At 71.6% G+C, this 16,844-nt stretch carries 19 protein-coding genes and 2 pseudogenes; 7 read left to right on the top strand and 14 right to left on the bottom strand.

Annotated features, from left to right (window positions below; genetic code table 11):
- Positions 1-62: 62 nt before the first annotated feature.
- Positions 63-365: pseudogene (locus ACXJ1Y_RS18575) on the top strand (integrase core domain-containing protein); the annotation flags it as partial.
- A gap of 430 nt (positions 366-795) precedes the next feature.
- Here the strand turns inward: ACXJ1Y_RS18575 and ACXJ1Y_RS18570 are convergent.
- From ACXJ1Y_RS18570 to ACXJ1Y_RS18550, 5 genes and pseudogenes are all read right to left on the bottom strand, one after another.
- Positions 796-1,494, bottom strand: a complete 699-nt coding sequence (locus tag ACXJ1Y_RS18570) for a DUF2786 domain-containing protein (protein ID WP_463847599.1) — start codon at positions 1,492-1,494, stop codon at positions 796-798.
- 266 nt (positions 1,495-1,760) lie between these two features.
- A pseudogene (locus ACXJ1Y_RS18565) lies at positions 1,761-1,940 on the bottom strand (phage major tail protein, TP901-1 family); the annotation flags it as partial.
- Positions 1,941-1,953: 13 nt separating this feature from the next.
- Entirely contained in the window at positions 1,954-2,370 is a 417-nt protein-coding gene (gp17, locus tag ACXJ1Y_RS18560; RefSeq protein WP_463847598.1) for a tail completion protein gp17, read from the bottom strand.
- Entirely contained in the window at positions 2,367-2,720 is a 354-nt protein-coding gene (locus tag ACXJ1Y_RS18555) for a head-tail adaptor protein (RefSeq protein WP_463847597.1), read from the bottom strand. The genes gp17 and ACXJ1Y_RS18555 overlap by 4 nt, the downstream gene beginning before the upstream one ends.
- Positions 2,721-2,746: 26 nt before the next feature.
- Entirely contained in the window at positions 2,747-3,310 is a 564-nt protein-coding gene (locus ACXJ1Y_RS18550; protein WP_463847596.1) for a head-tail connector protein, read from the bottom strand.
- Between the two features lie 26 nt (positions 3,311-3,336).
- Here ACXJ1Y_RS18550 and ACXJ1Y_RS18545 point away from each other — a divergent pair, with 26 nt between their 5' ends.
- Together ACXJ1Y_RS18545 and ACXJ1Y_RS18540 are read left to right on the top strand one after the other, a co-directional pair.
- A complete protein-coding gene (locus tag ACXJ1Y_RS18545; protein WP_463847595.1) occupies positions 3,337-4,074 on the top strand; it encodes a S1 family peptidase in 738 nt (245 codons plus the stop codon).
- Between the two features lie 131 nt (positions 4,075-4,205).
- Positions 4,206-5,081 (top strand): S1 family peptidase, encoded by an 876-nt coding sequence (locus tag ACXJ1Y_RS18540; protein ID WP_463847594.1) that lies wholly within the window; start codon positions 4,206-4,208, stop codon positions 5,079-5,081.
- A gap of 27 nt (positions 5,082-5,108) precedes the next feature.
- On the opposite strand, the gene ACXJ1Y_RS18535 is transcribed toward ACXJ1Y_RS18540, so the two are convergent.
- The 3 genes from ACXJ1Y_RS18535 to ACXJ1Y_RS18525 are packed head-to-tail and all read right to left on the bottom strand — an operon-like array spanning position 5,109 to position 8,049.
- Entirely contained in the window at positions 5,109-6,380 is a 1,272-nt protein-coding gene (locus tag ACXJ1Y_RS18535) for a phage major capsid protein (protein ID WP_463847593.1), read from the bottom strand.
- The gene (locus ACXJ1Y_RS18530; protein WP_463847592.1) at positions 6,377-6,868 is read right to left on the bottom strand and encodes an HK97 family phage prohead protease; all 492 of its coding nucleotides are present in this window, start codon (positions 6,866-6,868) and stop codon (positions 6,377-6,379) included. Before ACXJ1Y_RS18530 ends, ACXJ1Y_RS18535 begins: the two co-directional genes overlap by 4 nt.
- Before the next feature lie 32 nt (positions 6,869-6,900).
- Positions 6,901-8,049: a phage portal protein gene (locus tag ACXJ1Y_RS18525; protein WP_463847591.1), complete on the bottom strand. Its 1,149-nt coding sequence runs from the start codon at positions 8,047-8,049 to the stop codon at positions 6,901-6,903.
- Positions 8,050-8,305: 256 nt separating this feature from the next.
- Here ACXJ1Y_RS18525 and ACXJ1Y_RS18520 point away from each other — a divergent pair, with 256 nt between their 5' ends.
- Entirely contained in the window at positions 8,306-8,572 is a 267-nt protein-coding gene (locus ACXJ1Y_RS18520; RefSeq protein ID WP_243959215.1) for a hypothetical protein, read from the top strand.
- Positions 8,573-8,601: 29 nt separating this feature from the next.
- Here ACXJ1Y_RS18520 and ACXJ1Y_RS18515 read toward each other — a convergent pair whose 3' ends face one another.
- Both ACXJ1Y_RS18515 and ACXJ1Y_RS18510 read right to left on the bottom strand, forming a co-directional pair.
- The gene (locus ACXJ1Y_RS18515; protein WP_463850168.1) at positions 8,602-9,894 is read right to left on the bottom strand and encodes a DNA-packaging protein; all 1,293 of its coding nucleotides are present in this window, start codon (positions 9,892-9,894) and stop codon (positions 8,602-8,604) included.
- Complete coding sequence (locus ACXJ1Y_RS18510) at positions 9,869-10,510, bottom strand: hypothetical protein (protein WP_463847590.1); 642 nt, start codon at positions 10,508-10,510, stop codon at positions 9,869-9,871. Before ACXJ1Y_RS18510 ends, ACXJ1Y_RS18515 begins: the two co-directional genes overlap by 26 nt.
- A 208-nt stretch (positions 10,511-10,718) precedes the next feature.
- Between ACXJ1Y_RS18510 and ACXJ1Y_RS18505 the strand changes: the two genes are divergently transcribed.
- Together ACXJ1Y_RS18505 and ACXJ1Y_RS18500 are read left to right on the top strand one after the other, a co-directional pair.
- A complete protein-coding gene (locus tag ACXJ1Y_RS18505) occupies positions 10,719-11,783 on the top strand; it encodes a sensor histidine kinase (RefSeq protein WP_463847589.1) in 1,065 nt (354 codons plus the stop codon).
- A gap of 8 nt (positions 11,784-11,791) precedes the next feature.
- A complete protein-coding gene (locus ACXJ1Y_RS18500; protein ID WP_243959221.1) occupies positions 11,792-12,214 on the top strand; it encodes a SufE family protein in 423 nt (140 codons plus the stop codon).
- Here the strand turns inward: ACXJ1Y_RS18500 and ACXJ1Y_RS18495 are convergent.
- The 3 genes from ACXJ1Y_RS18495 to ACXJ1Y_RS18485 form a co-directional block, all read right to left on the bottom strand.
- On the bottom strand, positions 12,211-13,050 hold the full coding sequence (locus ACXJ1Y_RS18495) for a DUF6456 domain-containing protein (protein ID WP_463850167.1): 840 nt from the start codon (positions 13,048-13,050) through the stop codon (positions 12,211-12,213). The two genes, ACXJ1Y_RS18500 and ACXJ1Y_RS18495, sit on opposite strands and share 4 nt — an antisense overlap.
- 95 nt (positions 13,051-13,145) lie before the next feature.
- Positions 13,146-13,364, bottom strand: coding sequence for a hypothetical protein (locus tag ACXJ1Y_RS18490; protein ID WP_463847588.1), 219 nt, complete (start codon positions 13,362-13,364; stop codon positions 13,146-13,148).
- Between the two features lie 106 nt (positions 13,365-13,470).
- Positions 13,471-13,902: a Ros/MucR family transcriptional regulator gene (locus tag ACXJ1Y_RS18485; RefSeq protein WP_463847587.1), complete on the bottom strand. Its 432-nt coding sequence runs from the start codon at positions 13,900-13,902 to the stop codon at positions 13,471-13,473.
- 414 nt (positions 13,903-14,316) lie between these two features.
- On the opposite strand from ACXJ1Y_RS18485, the gene ACXJ1Y_RS18480 reads away from it, so the two are divergent.
- The gene (locus ACXJ1Y_RS18480) at positions 14,317-16,428 is read left to right on the top strand and encodes a S9 family peptidase (protein ID WP_463850166.1); all 2,112 of its coding nucleotides are present in this window, start codon (positions 14,317-14,319) and stop codon (positions 16,426-16,428) included.
- Here ACXJ1Y_RS18480 and ACXJ1Y_RS18475 read toward each other — a convergent pair.
- Positions 16,392-16,844, bottom strand: coding sequence for a type II toxin-antitoxin system MqsA family antitoxin (locus ACXJ1Y_RS18475; RefSeq protein ID WP_463847586.1), 453 nt, complete (start codon positions 16,842-16,844; stop codon positions 16,392-16,394). The two genes, ACXJ1Y_RS18480 and ACXJ1Y_RS18475, sit on opposite strands and share 37 nt — an antisense overlap.

Below are 16,844 nucleotides of genomic sequence, written 5' to 3'. Positions count from 1 at the left end.
CTCGGTGCATTTCCTCTTGATTTCGTGATTCTTTGGCACGAATTGGCGGTCGGGGAGTGAACTGGATCGCTGCGGTTGGATCAGCAACTGCCTACATCGAGCCGGGCAGCCCGTGGGAGAACGGGTACCGCGAGAGCTTCAACGCGAAGCTGCGCGACGAACTCCTCAACGGCGAGGTCTTCTACACGCTCAAGGAAGCCCGCGTCGTGATCGAGCAATGGCGGAGGCACTACAACACCCTAAGACCGCACTCGTCGCTCGGCTACCAGCCGCCTGCGCCAGAGGTCGTCATCTGGCCAACCGAACCGAGCGGGTCAGTGCCGTCCGCCCCTCCTGCCATCGTCACACGACCGACGATGCACTAACTTCACACCCGGTCCACCGAATGGGGGCAGGCCAGGTGGGACAAGATCCTGGACGAATGCGACGAAATTTTTTGGCTGTTCCCCAAGTTCTGCCAGAAGTAGAATTGCCTATTCGGGCAGAAATGGCTTGACTACCGTTTCATGCACTGCATCTGCGTCGCTCGTGTGTTCGCCGACGCCTACCGTACAATGCATAGAGAGGGGTTCGCCAAGGCGTTCGACCGGAGGTGCAGTGGGCACAAGCAGGGCTTTCACGACAACATCTTCGCGCCGGCCATCGAGAAAAAGCGCAACTTCGATACCTCCGATTTCATCCGGGCCCACTAGCACTCCGGCACTCTCGGGATGCCCTGTCCAAACCAAGCTTTTGGCACGATCGCATGGCGGGGGCGATCGGCCGGAGACTTAGGATTAGGTGGCAGGGGCGCTGTCACGATAGCGACTTTGGTCGCGGTGTTCCACCAACCCCTGGTATGAGGTTCACGCGGTCGCCAGCCGCTCGACCGGCTGCTCGTGCTGCTGCGTTGCCGTACTGTCGGGGAGCAGAACTCCAAGTGAACTGATAGCCAAGGGCGCGATACTGCTCGTCGACGACCGCGTTTTTCACGAGCGTAAGAGACGTTCCGTCCGCAGTGATCGCCGTCCTTTCCCGTGCCGTCGCCATCGCCTTGATGCGTTCGGAGAGACGAAGCGCCATCGCGACCATGAACGGCTTGCGCAATGTGCGACCGTTTTGGCCCTGCGGACGCTGGTCCGAGTGAAGGAAGGTCTTGAAGCCGACTTCCATCGCAGTGCGGCAGAGATCCGTCATGTAGCCAGCGATGAGTACGTCAATTTGTAAGCCGAAATATTGAATGCGGCCCTCATTGGACCACACACGGCAGTGGCAGAAGCGCGCGATGGCGTTCGCGACCAACTCGACGTGGTGGTGGCGATCCGTGGCCTCATGCTGCTGACAGCGTTCGGATTTGAGCTCGAGATCGGAGTAGGTCAGCCCGTAGCGGTCCATCAGCTCGCCGACCTTCGCCGCCGCAGCCATCGCCTCGCTCTCACTACAGCCGTTGGCGACTGTTTTTGCCATCAGCGCACGGATGCGCTTCATAGCGATCTCGCGATTGACGTTCTCCATTGTGGACCTCTGTTCAAACCCTGAAGGCCACCCGTTGCCGCTGGCTGTCAGAGGACGGTTGCAGAGCCGCCGCGGACATTCACAGCCGTCGAACAGGTGGACGATGAGGATCGAGCTAGATCAATAGAGGACGGACGCAACAACTATTTCGGCTGCGTTGCGCGACTATGCGAACATCAACTTGATCAGCAGGGTAAGTTTATTTTCTAGATCGAAGTATGGTTCGTATTTGGCGCGAGTATGCGTCCGTAGGCGTATTCTTTGGTTCGGATTACACCCGCCCCGGCGAGCAGTTCCCGCCAGCGGCCGGCGGAATCGGCGTTGGTGACATCCACCGCCTCCGCGTTGAGGCTGAATTGCCGGACCCGCAGGCCCGCCACCGCGACGTAGCCGCCGGCCCCGTCGCTCGCCCGGATCAACAGGTCCTTGCCCGCCTGCGCGCCCATCTCATCCTCCGTGTCAGAGTGCTTCGGTGACGGCCTCGACCGTCAGGGTCGCGCGGGCCTCGCCCGTGCGCTCGTCGCGGCTCGCCTTCAGGGCGCTCACCCGCAGGGTGACGAGGCGGCAGCCCTGGAGCGGCATGTCCGGTCGGACCAGGAGCGCCGCCATCCGCGCGGCGGCGTCCAACGCGGTGCGGACGGAGCCGGGCTTGGCGATCACCGCCACCTCGTGCCGGTGGCGGTGGCGGCCGGCGCCGTCGACGGAATCATCGCGGATCTCGGCCTCGCCGAACAGCGCGTAGACCGGCGCGGCCCCGCGCGGCGGCTCGTCGTAGAGGCGGACGCCGCCGCCGAGCAGCGCCACCAGGGCCGCGTCGGCGGCGAACCGCGTGAGGAGGCCGGCGCGGAAGGCGAGCAGCGGGCTCGGGTCGCTCATTGGCCCGCCTCCGGCACCAGTTCCTCGACCTCGCAGACGCAGTCGCGGCCCCGCTCGTCCGGGTCGGAGACGGCGCGGATCGCGAAGCGGCGCGGGCCCGCGCTGAGGCGCATGGCGGGGGTCAGGTCGGCGCGGGCACGAAGGGTGACGCGGTGGGTGACGAGCCTGTCGGCCCGGCCCCCGCTCGGGCGACCCACGTCGCCCACCACGGCGATGGCGCCCCAGAGGGTGGGGCCCGCCACGTAGCGGCGCAGCACGCCGCCGAACCCGTCCGGCTGCTCCACCGGCTTTTCGAGCACGAAGCGGCGGCGCCGCGCGCCGAGCGACGGGCGGCGGTCAGGGGATGCCATGGCGGGCTCCGGGTTTTCGGGGGGCGTCAGAGGCGCAGGCGGCGCGCGGGCGCGGCGAGGCGGCGCGCGTCGGCGGGGCTGTCGTCGGGCTCGTCGCCCCGGTGCTCGTAGCGGGCGGCGGCGAGGCGCAGGATGGCGAGCCGGAGGTCGTCCGGGAGCGGCGGCCCGTCGCCGCCGTAGCCGGCCGCGACCTCGATCACGAGGGTCGCCGCGCCGAGATCGGGCAGCGGGCCGGTGAAGCACAGGGCCGGCGCCTCGACCGGGTCCGGCCCGAGGCGCACGAGCCCGGCGGGCAGGTCGGCGACGCTCCCGTCCGGGGCCGCGAGCCCCGCCCGCACCAGCCCGACCAGGGGGCTCAGCGGCAGGGGCAGCCAGTTCTCGCGCGGCCAGCCCGGCAGGGCGATGCGGTAGCGGCCGGGCACGAGGACCCGCCGCGCCTCCCGCTCCAGGCTCGCCCGCGCCCCGGCGAGGAGCTGCCCGAGGAGCGCGTCCTCGACGCCGCCGTCGTCGGGGTCGAGGCGCAGGTACAGGCGCAGGTCGGTGACGCTCACCGGCTCGACGGGGGGCGTCGCGGCGCGTATCGGGGTCATCGCGCGGGTCTCCTTCAGGACGTTCGATGCCGTTGCCCAGAGCCGTGCTCGCCCTCTGCCTGACCCTTCCGGCGTGCTGTCTGGCGACTTGGCCGGCGGCGGCGATCGTGGGCGGGGCCGACACCCCGCCGGGGGGCGCCGTGATGGTGCTGAACGCGGTGGGCGGCGTGTGCACGGGCGTCGTGCTCGCGCCCGACGCGGTGCTCACCGCCGGCCATTGCGCCGCCGGGCCGCACGCCCTGCGGGTGCATTACCGGGGCACGGACGGGGCGCCGGTCCTCGTGGAGGTCGCCGCCCGCGCGGTGCATCCGGGCTACGATCCGGGGGCGGTGGCCAAGCGCCGCCGCTCCATCGACCTCGCGCTGGTGCGCACCGCCGAACCCCTGCCGCCGCGCTTCGCCCCCGCGACCCTCGGCGCCGCGCAGGCGCGGGCGGGGGAGAGCCTGACGCTCGCGGGCTACGGCGCGTCGCGGCCCGGCGATCCGCGCTCCACCGGCACCTTCCGCAGCGTGGCGGTGCCCGTGGTGGAGCCCTACGGCCCGAGCGGGATCCTCCTGTGGCTTCAAGGCAGCCAGGGCGCGGGCGCCTGCCAGGGGGATTCCGGCGGCCCGGTGACGGGGGCGGACGGCGCGGTGCTCGCGGTCTCGGCCTGGATCGGCGGGGCCTGCGGCGGGCTCACCCAGGCGGTGCGCCTCGGCCCCCAGCGCGACTGGCTCGACCGCACCCTCGGGGGGTGGGGCATCACGGCCCGCTGGACACCCTAGAATTCCCTTGGATGACCCGGCACAACGGCCAGTATTGCGGAACCGCAGCTTGGCCGCTCGGTTTGTCTGAACTACCGTTGCTTGGGTACGGTCCCCCTGGCGTCGCCTTGGCCCTTCCCCCGGAGTCCCCGATGCCCGCCCGTATGCCCCGCACGACCGGCCCGATCCTCGCCGGCCTCGCGGCCTTCGCCGGCCTGACCTTCGGGGCGGTGCCCCCGGCGCGGGCGGTGATCCAGGGCGAGGTCTCCCGCGATCCGAACGGCACCCGCAGCTTCGTGGTGCGCGTGGAGAGCACGGACGGCGAGATCTGCTCCGGCACGCTGATCGGGCCGGATCTGGTCCTCACCGCCGCCCATTGCGTGATGCGCCCGGCGGGCTACCGCGTGGTGAGCGTGGACCGCGCCTTCCGGCAGCACCGCATCGACGTCATCGCCGCGACGATGCACCCCGATTTCGTCCCCGGCACGACGCCGGAGGACCAGCCGGGCGTCGACCTCGCCCTGCTCAAGCTCGCCCAGCCCCTCGGGGCCGATTACATGCCCCTCGACCCGCGCAGCGCCGGCTCCATCGGCACGGGCGACACGGTCGAGATCGCCGGCTACGGCGTGGTGGCCGAGAACCGGCGCGGCAGCGCGCGGGTGCTGCGGCAGGCCCCGCTCGTGTCCATCGGCTCCCTGCAGGTCGCCAACCGCGTCACCGTGGTGACGGACCGCCGCCGCCTCGCGGAGACGGCGGGCGCGGGCGCCTGCCTCGGCGATTCCGGCGGGCCGATCCTGACCGGCGGGCCCGGCGGCTACCGCATCGCGGGGGTCGTCAGCTGGTCGAGCGGCGCCTTGCAGCAGGGCGCCCGCCGCACCGCCTGCGGCGGCTTCACCGCCGTGACCCCCGTGGCCGAGCATACGGGCTGGATCGCCTCGCGGGCGGCCGAGCTGGCGCAGGTGCAGCCCGGCGAGGCGATCCCCCGCCGCCACCGCTCCGACTGGATGGCCCGTCCCGGCCGGCGCTGAGGCGCACCGGCCGGGACGGGCGCGCGATCAGGCGAACTTCAGGAGCTTGATCGCGTCGAAGTCCTGCACCCCGCCGCCGACGCGCTTCGTGGTGTAGAACAGCACGTAGGGCTTGGCGGAATAGGGGTCGCGCAGCACCCGCAGGCCCGTGCGGTCCACCACGAGATAGCCCCGCCGGAAGTCGCCGAAGGCGACGGAGAGGCTTCCCGCCCCGATGTCGGGCATGGCCTCGGCCTCCGTGACGGGGAAGCCCATCAGCGTTGCCGAGCGGTCGGCGGCCAGCGCCGGCTGCCAGAGGTAGTTGCCGTCCGCGTCCTTGAACTTGCGGATGGCGCTCTGCGTCTTCCGGTTCATCACGAAGCGGGCGTTCTGGCGGTAGGCGGCCCGCAGGGCGTAGACGAGGTCGAACAGCACGTCGGACGGGTTCGCCGCCGCGAAGGCCGCCGAGTTGCCCGTGCCGACGAAGCCGAGCTTGCCCGGCGCCCAGGAGGCGTTCGCCACCGTGTCGGCGGCGAGGAAGCCCTTCGGCCGCCCGACGCCGCTGCCGGTGACGAAGGCGATGCCCTCCTGCTCGGCGAAGGCGGTCTCGACCTCCCCCGCCAGCCATTCCTCGACGTTGACGACGGCATCGTCGAGGAGCGTCTGGGTGGCGGCGGGCATCGCGTAGAGCTCCGCCGCCGGGAAGGCGATCTGCGCGAGGCTCGGCGCGTCGGTGCCGGGGCGGGCCGCCGTCTCCGACACCCAGCCGGTGACGGGGGCGCCGGTCGAGACCGCCCGCTTGTACTGGCCGCCGGAGATCTGCTGCACGCTGGCGATGGCGCGGATCGGCGAGAGGACGGCGAGCCGCTGCAGCACCGTCCGCTCCAGGTTGTCGGGGACGAGGTAGCCGCCATCCGGCCCGGAGCCGGCCGACATCGCCTTGGATTCCAGCCGCTTCAGCCCGCCGCTCTCGCCGGCCCGGACATAGAGGTCGAAGGCCGCCTTGTGCTCCTGCGAGGCGCCGTCGTCGCGGGGGAGCGGGTCGGCGAGCGCCGGGCGGGCGCGTTCCAGGCCCATCCGGTCGAGGCGGGTGCGGGCGGCGTCGATGGCCGCGTCGATGCGGGCGAGCTTCTCCTCGGTGACGACGTCGGCGGACAGCCGCGTCTCGATCTGGCGCAGGCGCGTGTCGTTGGTCTCCTTGAAGGCCGCGAAGGCGGCGGCGACGTCATCGACGGCCGAGCGGACGGGGGCGGGCTCGGCGGCCTTGTTCTCCAGCGGCGGCAGAACGGCCTTGGTTTCGAGGGCGGCATGGAACGTCATCGGCAAACCTCGTGGCGGGGGGTGGAAAGGGGTCGGGCGGGGGCGATGAGCCGGGCGAGGCCGCGAAGGGCCTCGGGGCTGGGGCTCGGGCTCGCCCGCGCCCCCGGCTGCAGGGGAAAGGTCACGACGGAGATCTCCCAGAGGTCGATCCCCTGCAGGCGGCGGGACCCGTCGGCGCCGGGGCGGGCGCTGAGGGTGCGGAAACCGATGGAGAGGCCGTCGAGCGACCCCTCGCGCATCAGCGCCGCGATCTCGCGGGCGCGCTGGACGGCGAGGTTGAGCCGGCCCTCCGCGTAGAGGCCGCGCGCATCCTCGCGGAGCGCGATCCAGCGGCCGATGGGCTCGGCCGGATCGTGCTGGAACAGCATCCGCACGCCCGCCGCGCCGCGCCGGGCCAGGGTGCCGGCGAAGGCGCCGGGCATGACCACGTCGCGGCCGAGATCGGGCACGCCGAACAGGCTGGCATAGCCGGTGATGAGGCCATCCATGGGGGCATTCCTGGTGGGGTGGGGTGGTGGGCTCAGGCCTCGGGCGGGTAGCCCACCGCCTCGCGCTTCTCGGCCTGGGTGAGGAAGTCGGCGGCCTGGACGCGCCGCCACAGGGATTCCCGCTCGGAGGCCAGGGCCTCGATCCGGTCGAGGTCCGGTTCCAGCTCCACCGCGCCGAAGGCCGGTTCGAGCCAGTGGGCGATGGTCTGCGCCGTGCGCCGCGCGAGGGGGATCAGGGTCTGCCGGTAGAGGGCGCGGTTGGCCTCGGCGTAGTTGGCGTGGGTGCTGTCCCCCGGCAGGCCGAGGAGCAGGGGCGGCACCCCGAAGGCCAGGGCGATCTCCCGCGCCGCCGCGTTCTTGGCCTCCACGAAATCCATGTCGCGGGGGGAGAGCGCCAGCGGCTTCCAGTCGAGCCCGCCTTCGAGGAGGAGCGGGCGCCCGGCATTGCCGGCCCCCTGGTAATTCGCCTCCAGCTCGCCCTTCAGCCGGTCGAACTGCGTCTCGGACAGGGAGGCGCCCGCGAAGACGAGGGCGCCGGAGGGCCGGGCGGCGTTGTCGAGGAGCGCCTTGTTCCAGGCCGCCGCCGCGTTGTGGATGTCGAGCGCGGCGGCCGCCGCCGCGATGGGCGGCAGGCCGCCATGGTCGTCGCCGGGGTGGAACAGGCTGAGCGCCAGGATCGGCGGCAGCGCCCCGTCCGCCAGGTCGAAGCGGCGGCTGCGCCCGTCCACCGTGTAGACGTAGGCGCTCGGCCAGCCGTCCGGCCCGGTCACCACCCGCATCCGCTCCGGCCGCAGGGCCTGCAACCCCACCACGCGGCCATCGACGCTCACCGCTTCGAGATAGGCCGAGCCGGCGAGCATCAGGTCGGCATAGACCGTCTCCAGCAGCTGCACGCCGCTCTCGCGCGGGTTCGGCCGGGCGAGGAGCGCCATCAGCCCCCGCCCCTCGCCGGAGACCGCGCCCAGGGGCAGGCTCGCGGCCGATTCCGCCACGAGCCGCACCGCCCGGTAGACCACCGGATTGCGCTGGTAGCCCGCGAGCGCCAGGGAGGCCGGATCGCGCGGGGTCCAGCTCGGCCGGCAATCGGCATAGAGCGCGAAGCCCGGCGGCGACGCCTTGGTGGCGAGGGCCGGGCGCGCGCGTCCGGCCGCCCGGACGAGCCGGTCGAGAAGCTTGGGCATGGTTTGCCTCGTGCGGGAGGAAGGCGTCGCGCGGGGCGACGCAACTTAGGCGCGAAAGAATGCCGCATTGCCCGGCGGGCGTGATGCTTTCGCCACAGCGAGCCACAGCATGATGCTGTATTCGGAATACGGTTCGTTCCAGAGACCACGAACCTACTGACGGCGCGCCCTGCCCGGGGCGCGCCGTTTTTCTGCGAACCTCTTCGCGCCGGGGGACGTTGGACAGCGAGACGTCTTGGAAAGAGGGTTCGCTTACATGCTCGTTCGTACCATCGTCGCGTCCACGACCATCGTGCTCGGCCTGACCGGCGCTGCCCTGGCGCAGACCGCCGCGACCCCGCCCACCGCGCCGCAATCCTCGGCGCCCGTGGTCACGCCGCAATCGGGCTCGACCGGCGCGCCGAACGCCGCCACCATCTCGAACGGCAACCCCGCCGACACCGTCACCACCAATTCCTCGGCCGGCGGCAATGCGGGCCAGCCCTCCCGCGCCGTGCCGCAGGGCGGCGGCAGCAACAAGTAAGGCCGGTTCCCGGCGCCGGGCGGGTCCCGCTACAGGCGCCGGATCCTCGGCTCGGCGCGGGCGCCGAGCATGAGGTCGGTGAGCGCCCAGACGAGGGCGTCGAGCCTGTCCGGTGAGGCCCCGTTCGACAGGCCCTCCGGCCCGAAATCGCACATCTCGTCCTCCAGCGCGGGCAACGCGCCGACATGGTGGACGAGGCCACGGGCGTAGAGCAGCGAGACCGGCTCCGCCCGCAGGTACTTCCCCCGCCGCGCCCGCACCGCCACCACCGGCACGGCGGGGTCGCATTGGGCGATGACGCTTTCCGCCATCTCGCCCCCCTGGTTCACCTCCACCACCAGGGCGTCGGCCTCCAGCCGGTGATAGAGCGCGAGGGCCGCCGTCGCCCACGCCTCGGGCGTGGCCCGGCGCAGGCTCGCATCCGCCAGCACGAAGGCGCGCTCCCCCTGCCGCCCGGCGGCGACGATCCCGCAAGCATCCGAGCGCGCCCCCGAACTGGCGGGCGGGTCCACCGCCACGACGATCCGCGACAGGTCCGGCGCCGCCGCGACCCGGGCCGCCTCGATCCCCTCCCGCGTCCACAGGGCGTCCGGCCGGTCGGCGATGAGTTCGCCGTCGAGTTCCTGCCGCCCGAGGCGGGTGCCGGCGTAGCGCCCGACCACCGCCGAGAGGAAATCGGGGGCGAGGTTCTCGGCGTTGTCATGGGTGCGCGCCCGCGTGACGACCGTGCGCGGGTCGGCGAGCAGCCGCCGGATCAGCGGCACCGGCCGGGGCGTGGTGGTGACGAGGCTGCGCGGCCGCGCCCCGAGGCGCAGGCCGAATTGCAGCATGTCGAAAGCGGCTTCCGCCTCGCGCCACTTGGCGATCTCGTCGCACCAGGCCGCGCCGAATTGCGGGCCGCGCAGGGAATCGGCCTCCTCGGCCGAGAAGGCCTGCGCCACCGCCCCGTTGCCCCAGACCACCCGGCGGCGGCTCGGGAACCAGACGGGCCGCGCCCGGCCCCGCCGGGGCAGGTTGAGCAGGCCCGATTCCCCCTCGATCATCACGTCGCGGACATCGTGCAGGGTCTCGCCGACCAGGGCGATCCGCCCCACCGCCTCCCCCGTGAAGGCGGGATCGCCCCGCGCCAGGGCATCGACCCATTCGGCCCCCGCCCGCGTCTTGCCGCAGCCGCGCCCGCCGATCACCGCCCAGATGGTCCAGTCGCCCTCCGGCGGGAGCTGATCCGCCCGCGCCCGGTGGAGCCAATCCGCGTCGAGCCCGGCCAGCAGATCCGGCGGCAGGCCCGCCAGGAAGTCAGGGAGCCTCCCCGCCCGCGACAAAGCGATCAAAGCGCCGCGCGATCTCCTCGCGGAGGGCGGCCGGGTCGCCGGCGCCGGCGGAAGTGTCGGAGCGGGACGGCTCGTCATGGACCGCGCCCTCCCCTGCCCCATCGGAATCGAGATCGTCCAGCAGCCGCTTCAGGCCGCCGAGGTCGCGCAGCACCTTGGCCGAATCGAGCCCCGGCCGCTCCGGCGCCGAAAGCGCCGCGTCGAGCACCGCGATCTGCCGGCCGATATGCGCCCGCAGCCGCGCCCGCAGGCGGGGCGGGTCCGCCACGTCCCCGTCCGCTTCGCGCCAGGGCGCGGCGCCGAAGGCGGCCAGCAGCATGTCCGCCGCGTCCCGCGCATAGCCCGCCGCCTCCGCGACGTCGCCGGGGTCGATCTCCGGCACCGCGAGGAGCCGCGACATCGCCCCCCGCCGCGACGGGAGCCATTCCTTGAGGGTGCGCGGATGGGGCTTCGGCGGCCGCGCGCCGCAGCGCAGGTTCCACCCGACGACCGTGCGTGCGGGCACGCCCAGCCGCTGCGCGATGGCGCCGACGGTCAGGCTTCTGTCTTGAAGGAGACGCTGCGCCTCGGCGCGCAATGCGGCCGGGTGGCCGGCTTTGTTAGGCATCGGCCGCCCCCACACTTCTTGAGCGTGCGTACCTTCTACCGAACCAGCGTGCCGGTGTCAACGATAAAAGTCATATCCTGGGCCTGTGGTCTTGCGAGGTGGGCCGCGTCGGCATGTCCGCTGTGTGAAGCCGGAACGGCACCCACCCCGACACGTTGACCGGCGCGTTTCCTTCGGCCACCCATCCCGATAGCGCTAAGAGTTAAGCATGGGCGAAATCCCATCATCGGCTGATCGGAGCGGATCCCAGGTGTCGGACGATGCGGGGGCGGCTGCCCTGAGCGACAGCTTCCGCCAGTTCGCGGACGTGGTGCCTCTGATGTTGTGGCGTTCCGACCAGTACGGTCAGGCGGTCCACCACAATGAGTGCTGGCTGGAATTCACCGGGCGGACCCTGGAGGACGAGCTTGGCCGGGGCTGGCGCGAGGGCCTGCACCCGGAGGATTTCGAGCGCCACGCCCGGATCGTCGAGACGGCGCTCGCCGCGCGGGAGCCCTTCACCGTGGAGTTCCGGCTGCGCCGGCACGACGGCGTCTACCGCTGGCTCCTCGACACCGCGCGCCCCCTCGTGGAGGAGGGGCGGTTCCTCGGCTATCTCGGCTCCTGCTTCGACATCACCGACCGGAAGCATGCCGAGGAGCATATCGAGCATGCGCTCGCCGAGAAGGAGGCGCTGCTCGCCGAGGTCTATCACCGGGTGCGCAACAACCTTCAGGTGATGGTGAGCCTGATCGGCCTCTACGGCCGCGCCGCGCCGGATGCCTGCCGGGGCAGCTTCGAGGCCCTGGGCCAGCGGGTGCGGGCCATCGCCCTCGTCCAGCAGCACCTGCACGAGGCGCCGCACATCGCCTCCATCGACCTGCGCGACTACCTGCGCCGCCTCGCCTCCGGCCTCGGGCAGTTGCGCCGGGCCGGGCGGATCGGCGTGCAGGTGAACGGCGGCGGCAACGGCCTCGTGGAGCCGCGCACCGCCAACGCGCTCGGCATGATCGTCGCCGAGATCGTCGCCGAATGCCTCGACGCCACCGCCGAGACCGTGGCCTGCTCCATCGCCATCGGCATCGAGGCGCCGCCGGACGGGCCGATCACCGTCTCCGTCATCTCCAACGTCAGCGATGTCGGGGAGCCGAACCGGCCGACCGTGCCGAAGCTGGGCCCGCGCCTCATCGCCGCCTACGCCGCGCAGGCCGAGATCCTGGTGGGCGGCGAGGCGACCCCCGCCAACCCGCTGACGCTGGAACTGCCCCTGCCCCGCGCCACCGAGGCGCCGTGAGTTCGACCATGCTGCCGCCGATCACGACCATCATCGACAATTTCGAGTTCATCGACGATTGGGAGGAGCGCTACCGCTACCTGATCGAGCTCGGCCGCCAGTTGCCCCCCGCCGACGAGGCCCTGCACGCCGAGGCCAACAAGGTGCAGGGCTGCGCCAGCCAGGTCTGGCTCGACCTCGCCGTGGATGAGGCCGGGGGCGACCGCAGGCTGCGGGTGAAGGGCGACAGCGACGCCCACATCGTGCGGGGCCTCGTCGCCCTGATGGTCGCCCTGTTCGACGGCAAGTCCCCCCGCGAAGCCGCCGACACCGACGCCTTCGCCCTTTACACCAAGCTCGGCCTCGGCGAGCACCTGACGCCGCAGCGTTCCAACGGCGTGCGCGCCATGGCCGACCGCATCCATCGCGACGCGGTGCGCCTCTCGGCCTAGCCGTTCATCCGCCACAGGCGGGAGCGGGCCCGCTCCGACCCGCGCGCCTCGCGCTCCAGGCCGTAATGCTCCGCGAGCCGCGCCAAGGCGATGCGGGCCACCACCTTGGCCGAGCGCGCCGGCCAGCGGCGCTCGGTCTCGATCCGCTCCAGCCCCTTCAGGAAGCCGCAGAGGTCGAGGAGCAGGTCCGACAGGTCGCTCCCCACCGCCGCGAGCGCCGCACGCACCCGCTGGCGCGCCGCCACCGCCGTGTCGGACCCCGAGGCCGGGTCCCGCGCGCCGCCGCCATCCACGCGGGGGGCGGTCCAGTCCGCGCCCATCTTCGGCAGCATCAGCGCCTGGGCGATGTCCCGGCGCAGGCGCTCCCCCGCCTCGTACTCTACGGGATCGATCATCGGGCGCCCGTCGCGGTCCCGGCGGCGGGCCATCCAGGCGAGCGGGCTCTCCCCGGCATCGCGCAGGGGCGGCTCGCCCGCCCCCCGGCCCCGCACCACATCGAGATGCTGCCCCCGGAACGGCTCGATGGCGCCGCCCTGCTCCCGCCGCAGCCGCGCGAGGCCCGGCGCCGTCACCACCACGCGCCCGCCCGCCATCGCCGCCGCGAGGTCGGCCGCGCGCAGATCCTCCGCCGCCCGCCGGGGGAACCGCCCGCCGCCGAGCGACACCCCACCCTCCGCCCGGCGGACGATCAGCGCCTCCCCGTCGAACGGATCGGGCCGCGCCTCGGCGCCGGGATTCGCCAGGGCCGCCAGCAGCCGCGTGGCCTCCCGCGACAGGATCACGCTCGCGGGCGCCGCCCGCCGCGCCTCGCCCCGGCGCAGGGGCCCACGGGCCATGCTCTCGGTGCGCTTGTTCATGGTTTGTTCCCTCATCGCGACGCAGTGAACCGGAGGAAACCCGAGATACCAGAAAATAGTCTTAAGTCAAGAATTCAGGCCGGCCTGCCCACAGGGCGCGTCGGCGGGTGGCGCAGCACCTCGGCGATCGCGTCCTCGTCCTTGCCGCGGACCTCGTAGCCCATGGCCTCGAACCGCTCCACCAGCGCGTCGCTGGTCGCGGCCGAGCGCGCCGCCCAATCCGCGAGGTTGGCGTTGACGGCGTCAAGATCCTCGGCGGGGCTCGCCTCGCCGGTCACGGGGTCACGGGCCATGTCGTTCCTCGCTGAGCCCAACGCTGCAAGCTTGGCTCAGCCATAACGCCGCGGGCGCGCAAGCGTTGCCCTGCCCCGGGCCGGAACCCGGGGCCGAAGCGGAGGATCAGGCGGCCCGCCCGAAGCTCTCGCGCGGCTGGCCGAGGCCGATCGCCTTGGCGAGGTTGGAGCGGGCCTGGGCGTAGTTCGGCGCCACCATCGGGTAATCCGGCGGCAGGCCCCACTTGGCCCGGTACTGCTCGGGGCTGAGGTTGTATTTCGCGCGCAGGTGCCGCTTCAGCGACTTGAAGCTGCGCCCGTCCTCCAGGCAGATGATGTATTCGTCCGTCACCGACTTCTTGACCGGCACCGCCGGCTCCAGCGGGCCGGTGGGCGCCGTCGCCACGACCTTGCCCGTCGCCACCCCGACCAGCGCATGACTGATGCGTTCGAGCAGCGGCACGAGTTCTTCCGCCGCGATGTTCCTGTTGCTGACGTAGGACGTGGCGATCTTGACGGTCATCCGCATCCGGTCGAGCGCGATTTGCTGTCTTTTCATGACCTTAGATCCTTACCTCAAGGGCAGTGAGTGAATAGCCCGTGTCGTTTCCTGTTTAGTTTTTAAATCGCTAACGCGCTGACTGAGTTATCACTAACAATCTTGCTTTATGCCGCCGGAGCCTGACTTCGCGACAACCTCACCATGCGGCATTCAATTCGGATATGATATCGTAAAAGGCATCGCAAGACGCCACTACGGGGAAATTGACGAATCAATTGCTTCCAATATCCCTCATTTGATTTGCAATACCTCTCCTGCAGTAGTGTTTCAGGCAGAACTACGATCCGCAGTTGCTTTTCGACCCCGCGACGGCTCCGCTTGCCTCCGTCCGCCGCACGCGGCACACCCGGCGCCATGAATGCCGAGACGATGAATGCCGAGACGATGAATGCCGAGACGGAGGGCGCGCAGATGCTGAAGGGTAAGGGCGGGGACGCGCCGGTCGCCGAGATCCGCCCGTCGCAGGTCACCGTCCACGGGCGCGTGGTCCCGGACAATTACGCGTGGCTCAAGGCCGCGAACTGGCAGGCGGTGCTGAAGGACCCCGCCGCGCTGCCGGAGGACATCGCCGCGTATCTCCGCGCGGAGAACGCCTATACCGACGCCGCGCTCGCCGGCACCGCCGGCCTGCGCAAGCGCCTCGTCGCCGAGATGCGCGCCCGCATCCGCGAGGACGACAGCGGGGTGCCCGAGCCGGACGGCCCCTTCGCCTATTACACCCGCCACCGGGACGGCGGGCAGCACCCCCTGGTCTGCCGCCGCCCCACCCGGCCGGAGGCGCCGCTGGGCCTGCCGGAGGAGGAGACGATCCTCATCGACGGCGACAAGGAGGGCACCGGGCTGCCCTTCTTCGAGATTGCCTCGGCCGCCCATTCGGACGACCACGCCCGCCTCGCCTGGGGCGCGGACACCAAGGGCTCGGAACTGCACGCGATCCGGGTGCGCGACCTCGCCACGGGGGAGGACGGGACCGACCTGATCGAGGCGACCTCCGGCGAGGCCGTCTGGACGGCGGACGGCGGCGGCTTCTGGTACGTCGCCCTCGACGCCAACCACCGCCCGGCGCGGGTGATGTTCCACCGGCTCGGCCAGGCCCAGGCCGAGGACGAGACGGTCTATGTCGAGCCGGATGCCGGCTACTTCGTCCACATCTCCGAGACGCAATCCGGCCGGTTCCTGGCCATCACCGCGAGCGACCACGAGACCGCCGAGGTGCGCCTCATCGCCCGCGCCGCGCCGGCCTCCCCCCCGCTCCTCGTCCAGGCGCGCACGCCGCTCCTGATCTATTCGGTGGACGACCACGGCGAGAGCCTGTTCATCCGCACCAACGCGGACGGCGCCGAGGACTTCAAGGTCGTCACCGCGCCCCTCGCCGATCCGGGCATCGAGAACTGGCGGGATCTGGTGCCGCACCGGGCGGGGGTGATGATCCGCCACCTGCACGTCCTCTCCGGCCACATGGTGCGGCTGGAGATCGAGAACGCGAAGCCCCGCATCGTGGTGCGCGACCTCCTCGACGGGCAGGAGCACCCGGTGGCCTTCGGGGAGGAGGCCTATTCCCTGGGCCTGCAGCCCGGCAGCGAGTTCGAGACGGCGCGGATCCGCTTCGTCTATTCCTCAATGACGACCCCGGCCGAGACCTTCGACTACGATTGCGCCAGCCGCGAGCGCTACCTGCGCAAGCGCCAGGAGGTGCCGAGCGGGCACGATCCGGCGAACTACGTGACGCGCCGCCTGTTCGCGACCGCCGAGGACGGGCAGGAGGTGCCGATCTCGCTCCTTCACCGGAAGGGGCTGGCGCTCGACGGCACCGCGCCGCTCCTGCTCTACGGCTACGGCTCCTACGGCACGCTGATGCCGGCGGCCTTCCGCACGAACCTGCTCTCCCTGGTGGATCGCGGCTTCGTCTACGCCATCGCCCATGTCCGGGGCGGCACGGAGAAGGGCTGGCGCTGGTACCTCGACGGCAAGCGCGAGAAGAAGCCCAACACCTTCACGGATTTCGTGGCCTGCGCGCGGGCGCTGATCGCCGCCGGCTACACGGCGGAGAAGCGCATCGTCGCCCATGGCGGCTCGGCGGGCGGGATGCTGATGGGGGCGGTCGCCAACATCGCGCCGGAGCTGTTCGGTGGGATCGTCGCGGACGTGCCCTTCGTGGACGTGTTGAACACGATGCTCGATGCGGAACTGCCGCTCACCCCGCCGGAATGGCCCGAATGGGGCAACCCGGCCGAGAGCGTCGCGGCCTTCGAGACGATCCTCGCCTACTCGCCCTACGACAACGTGCAGGCGAAGGCCTATCCGGCGATCCTGGCGCTGGGCGGCCTCACCGACCCGCGCGTGACCTATTGGGAGCCGGCGAAATGGGTCGCCCGCCTGCGCGCGACCATGACGGGCGGGGGGCCGATCCTGCTCAAGATCAACATGGAAGCCGGCCACGGCGGCGCCGCCGGCCGGTTCGACCGCCTGGAGGAGGTCGCCTTGATCTACGCCTTCGCCCTGGCGGCGGCGGGGGTGGAGTAGGAAAGCCGAAGCTCCTCGGCCAGTTCGGGGTGGCGGTCCAGCACGCGCATGAGTTGGATCGTCGGCCCGCTGGGTTCCACGAGGCCGCGCTCGTACTTGTCGAACGCGTTCTCGCCGACCCGCAGCAGGGTGCCGGCCTCCCGCTGGGAGAGCTTGAGCTTGCGCCGGACCCGGCGGATGGTCGCCGGGCTCGGCACCCCGTCGATCCTCTCCTTCAGGGTCCGCAGAGCCGCATCCACGACGGTCATGTCGTCGCCGACATGGACCCCCTCCCCCTCGCCGTCGGGGTAATAGCCCGGCAGGTCGACGGTGAGCGTCTCGCCCTTGTACGTCACCGCGAAGGGACGCACGCCGCGCGCGAGCGTCAGGCCCGTCTCCGGCGCGGTCATCGTCTCGGGCAGGATCGGCCGGGGCAT

The sequence above is a fragment of the Methylobacterium sp. TK26 genome (assembly GCF_055361565.1).
The sequence above is the reverse complement of the archived record's forward strand: the minus strand, read 5'-3'. Positions and strand labels throughout refer to the sequence as shown.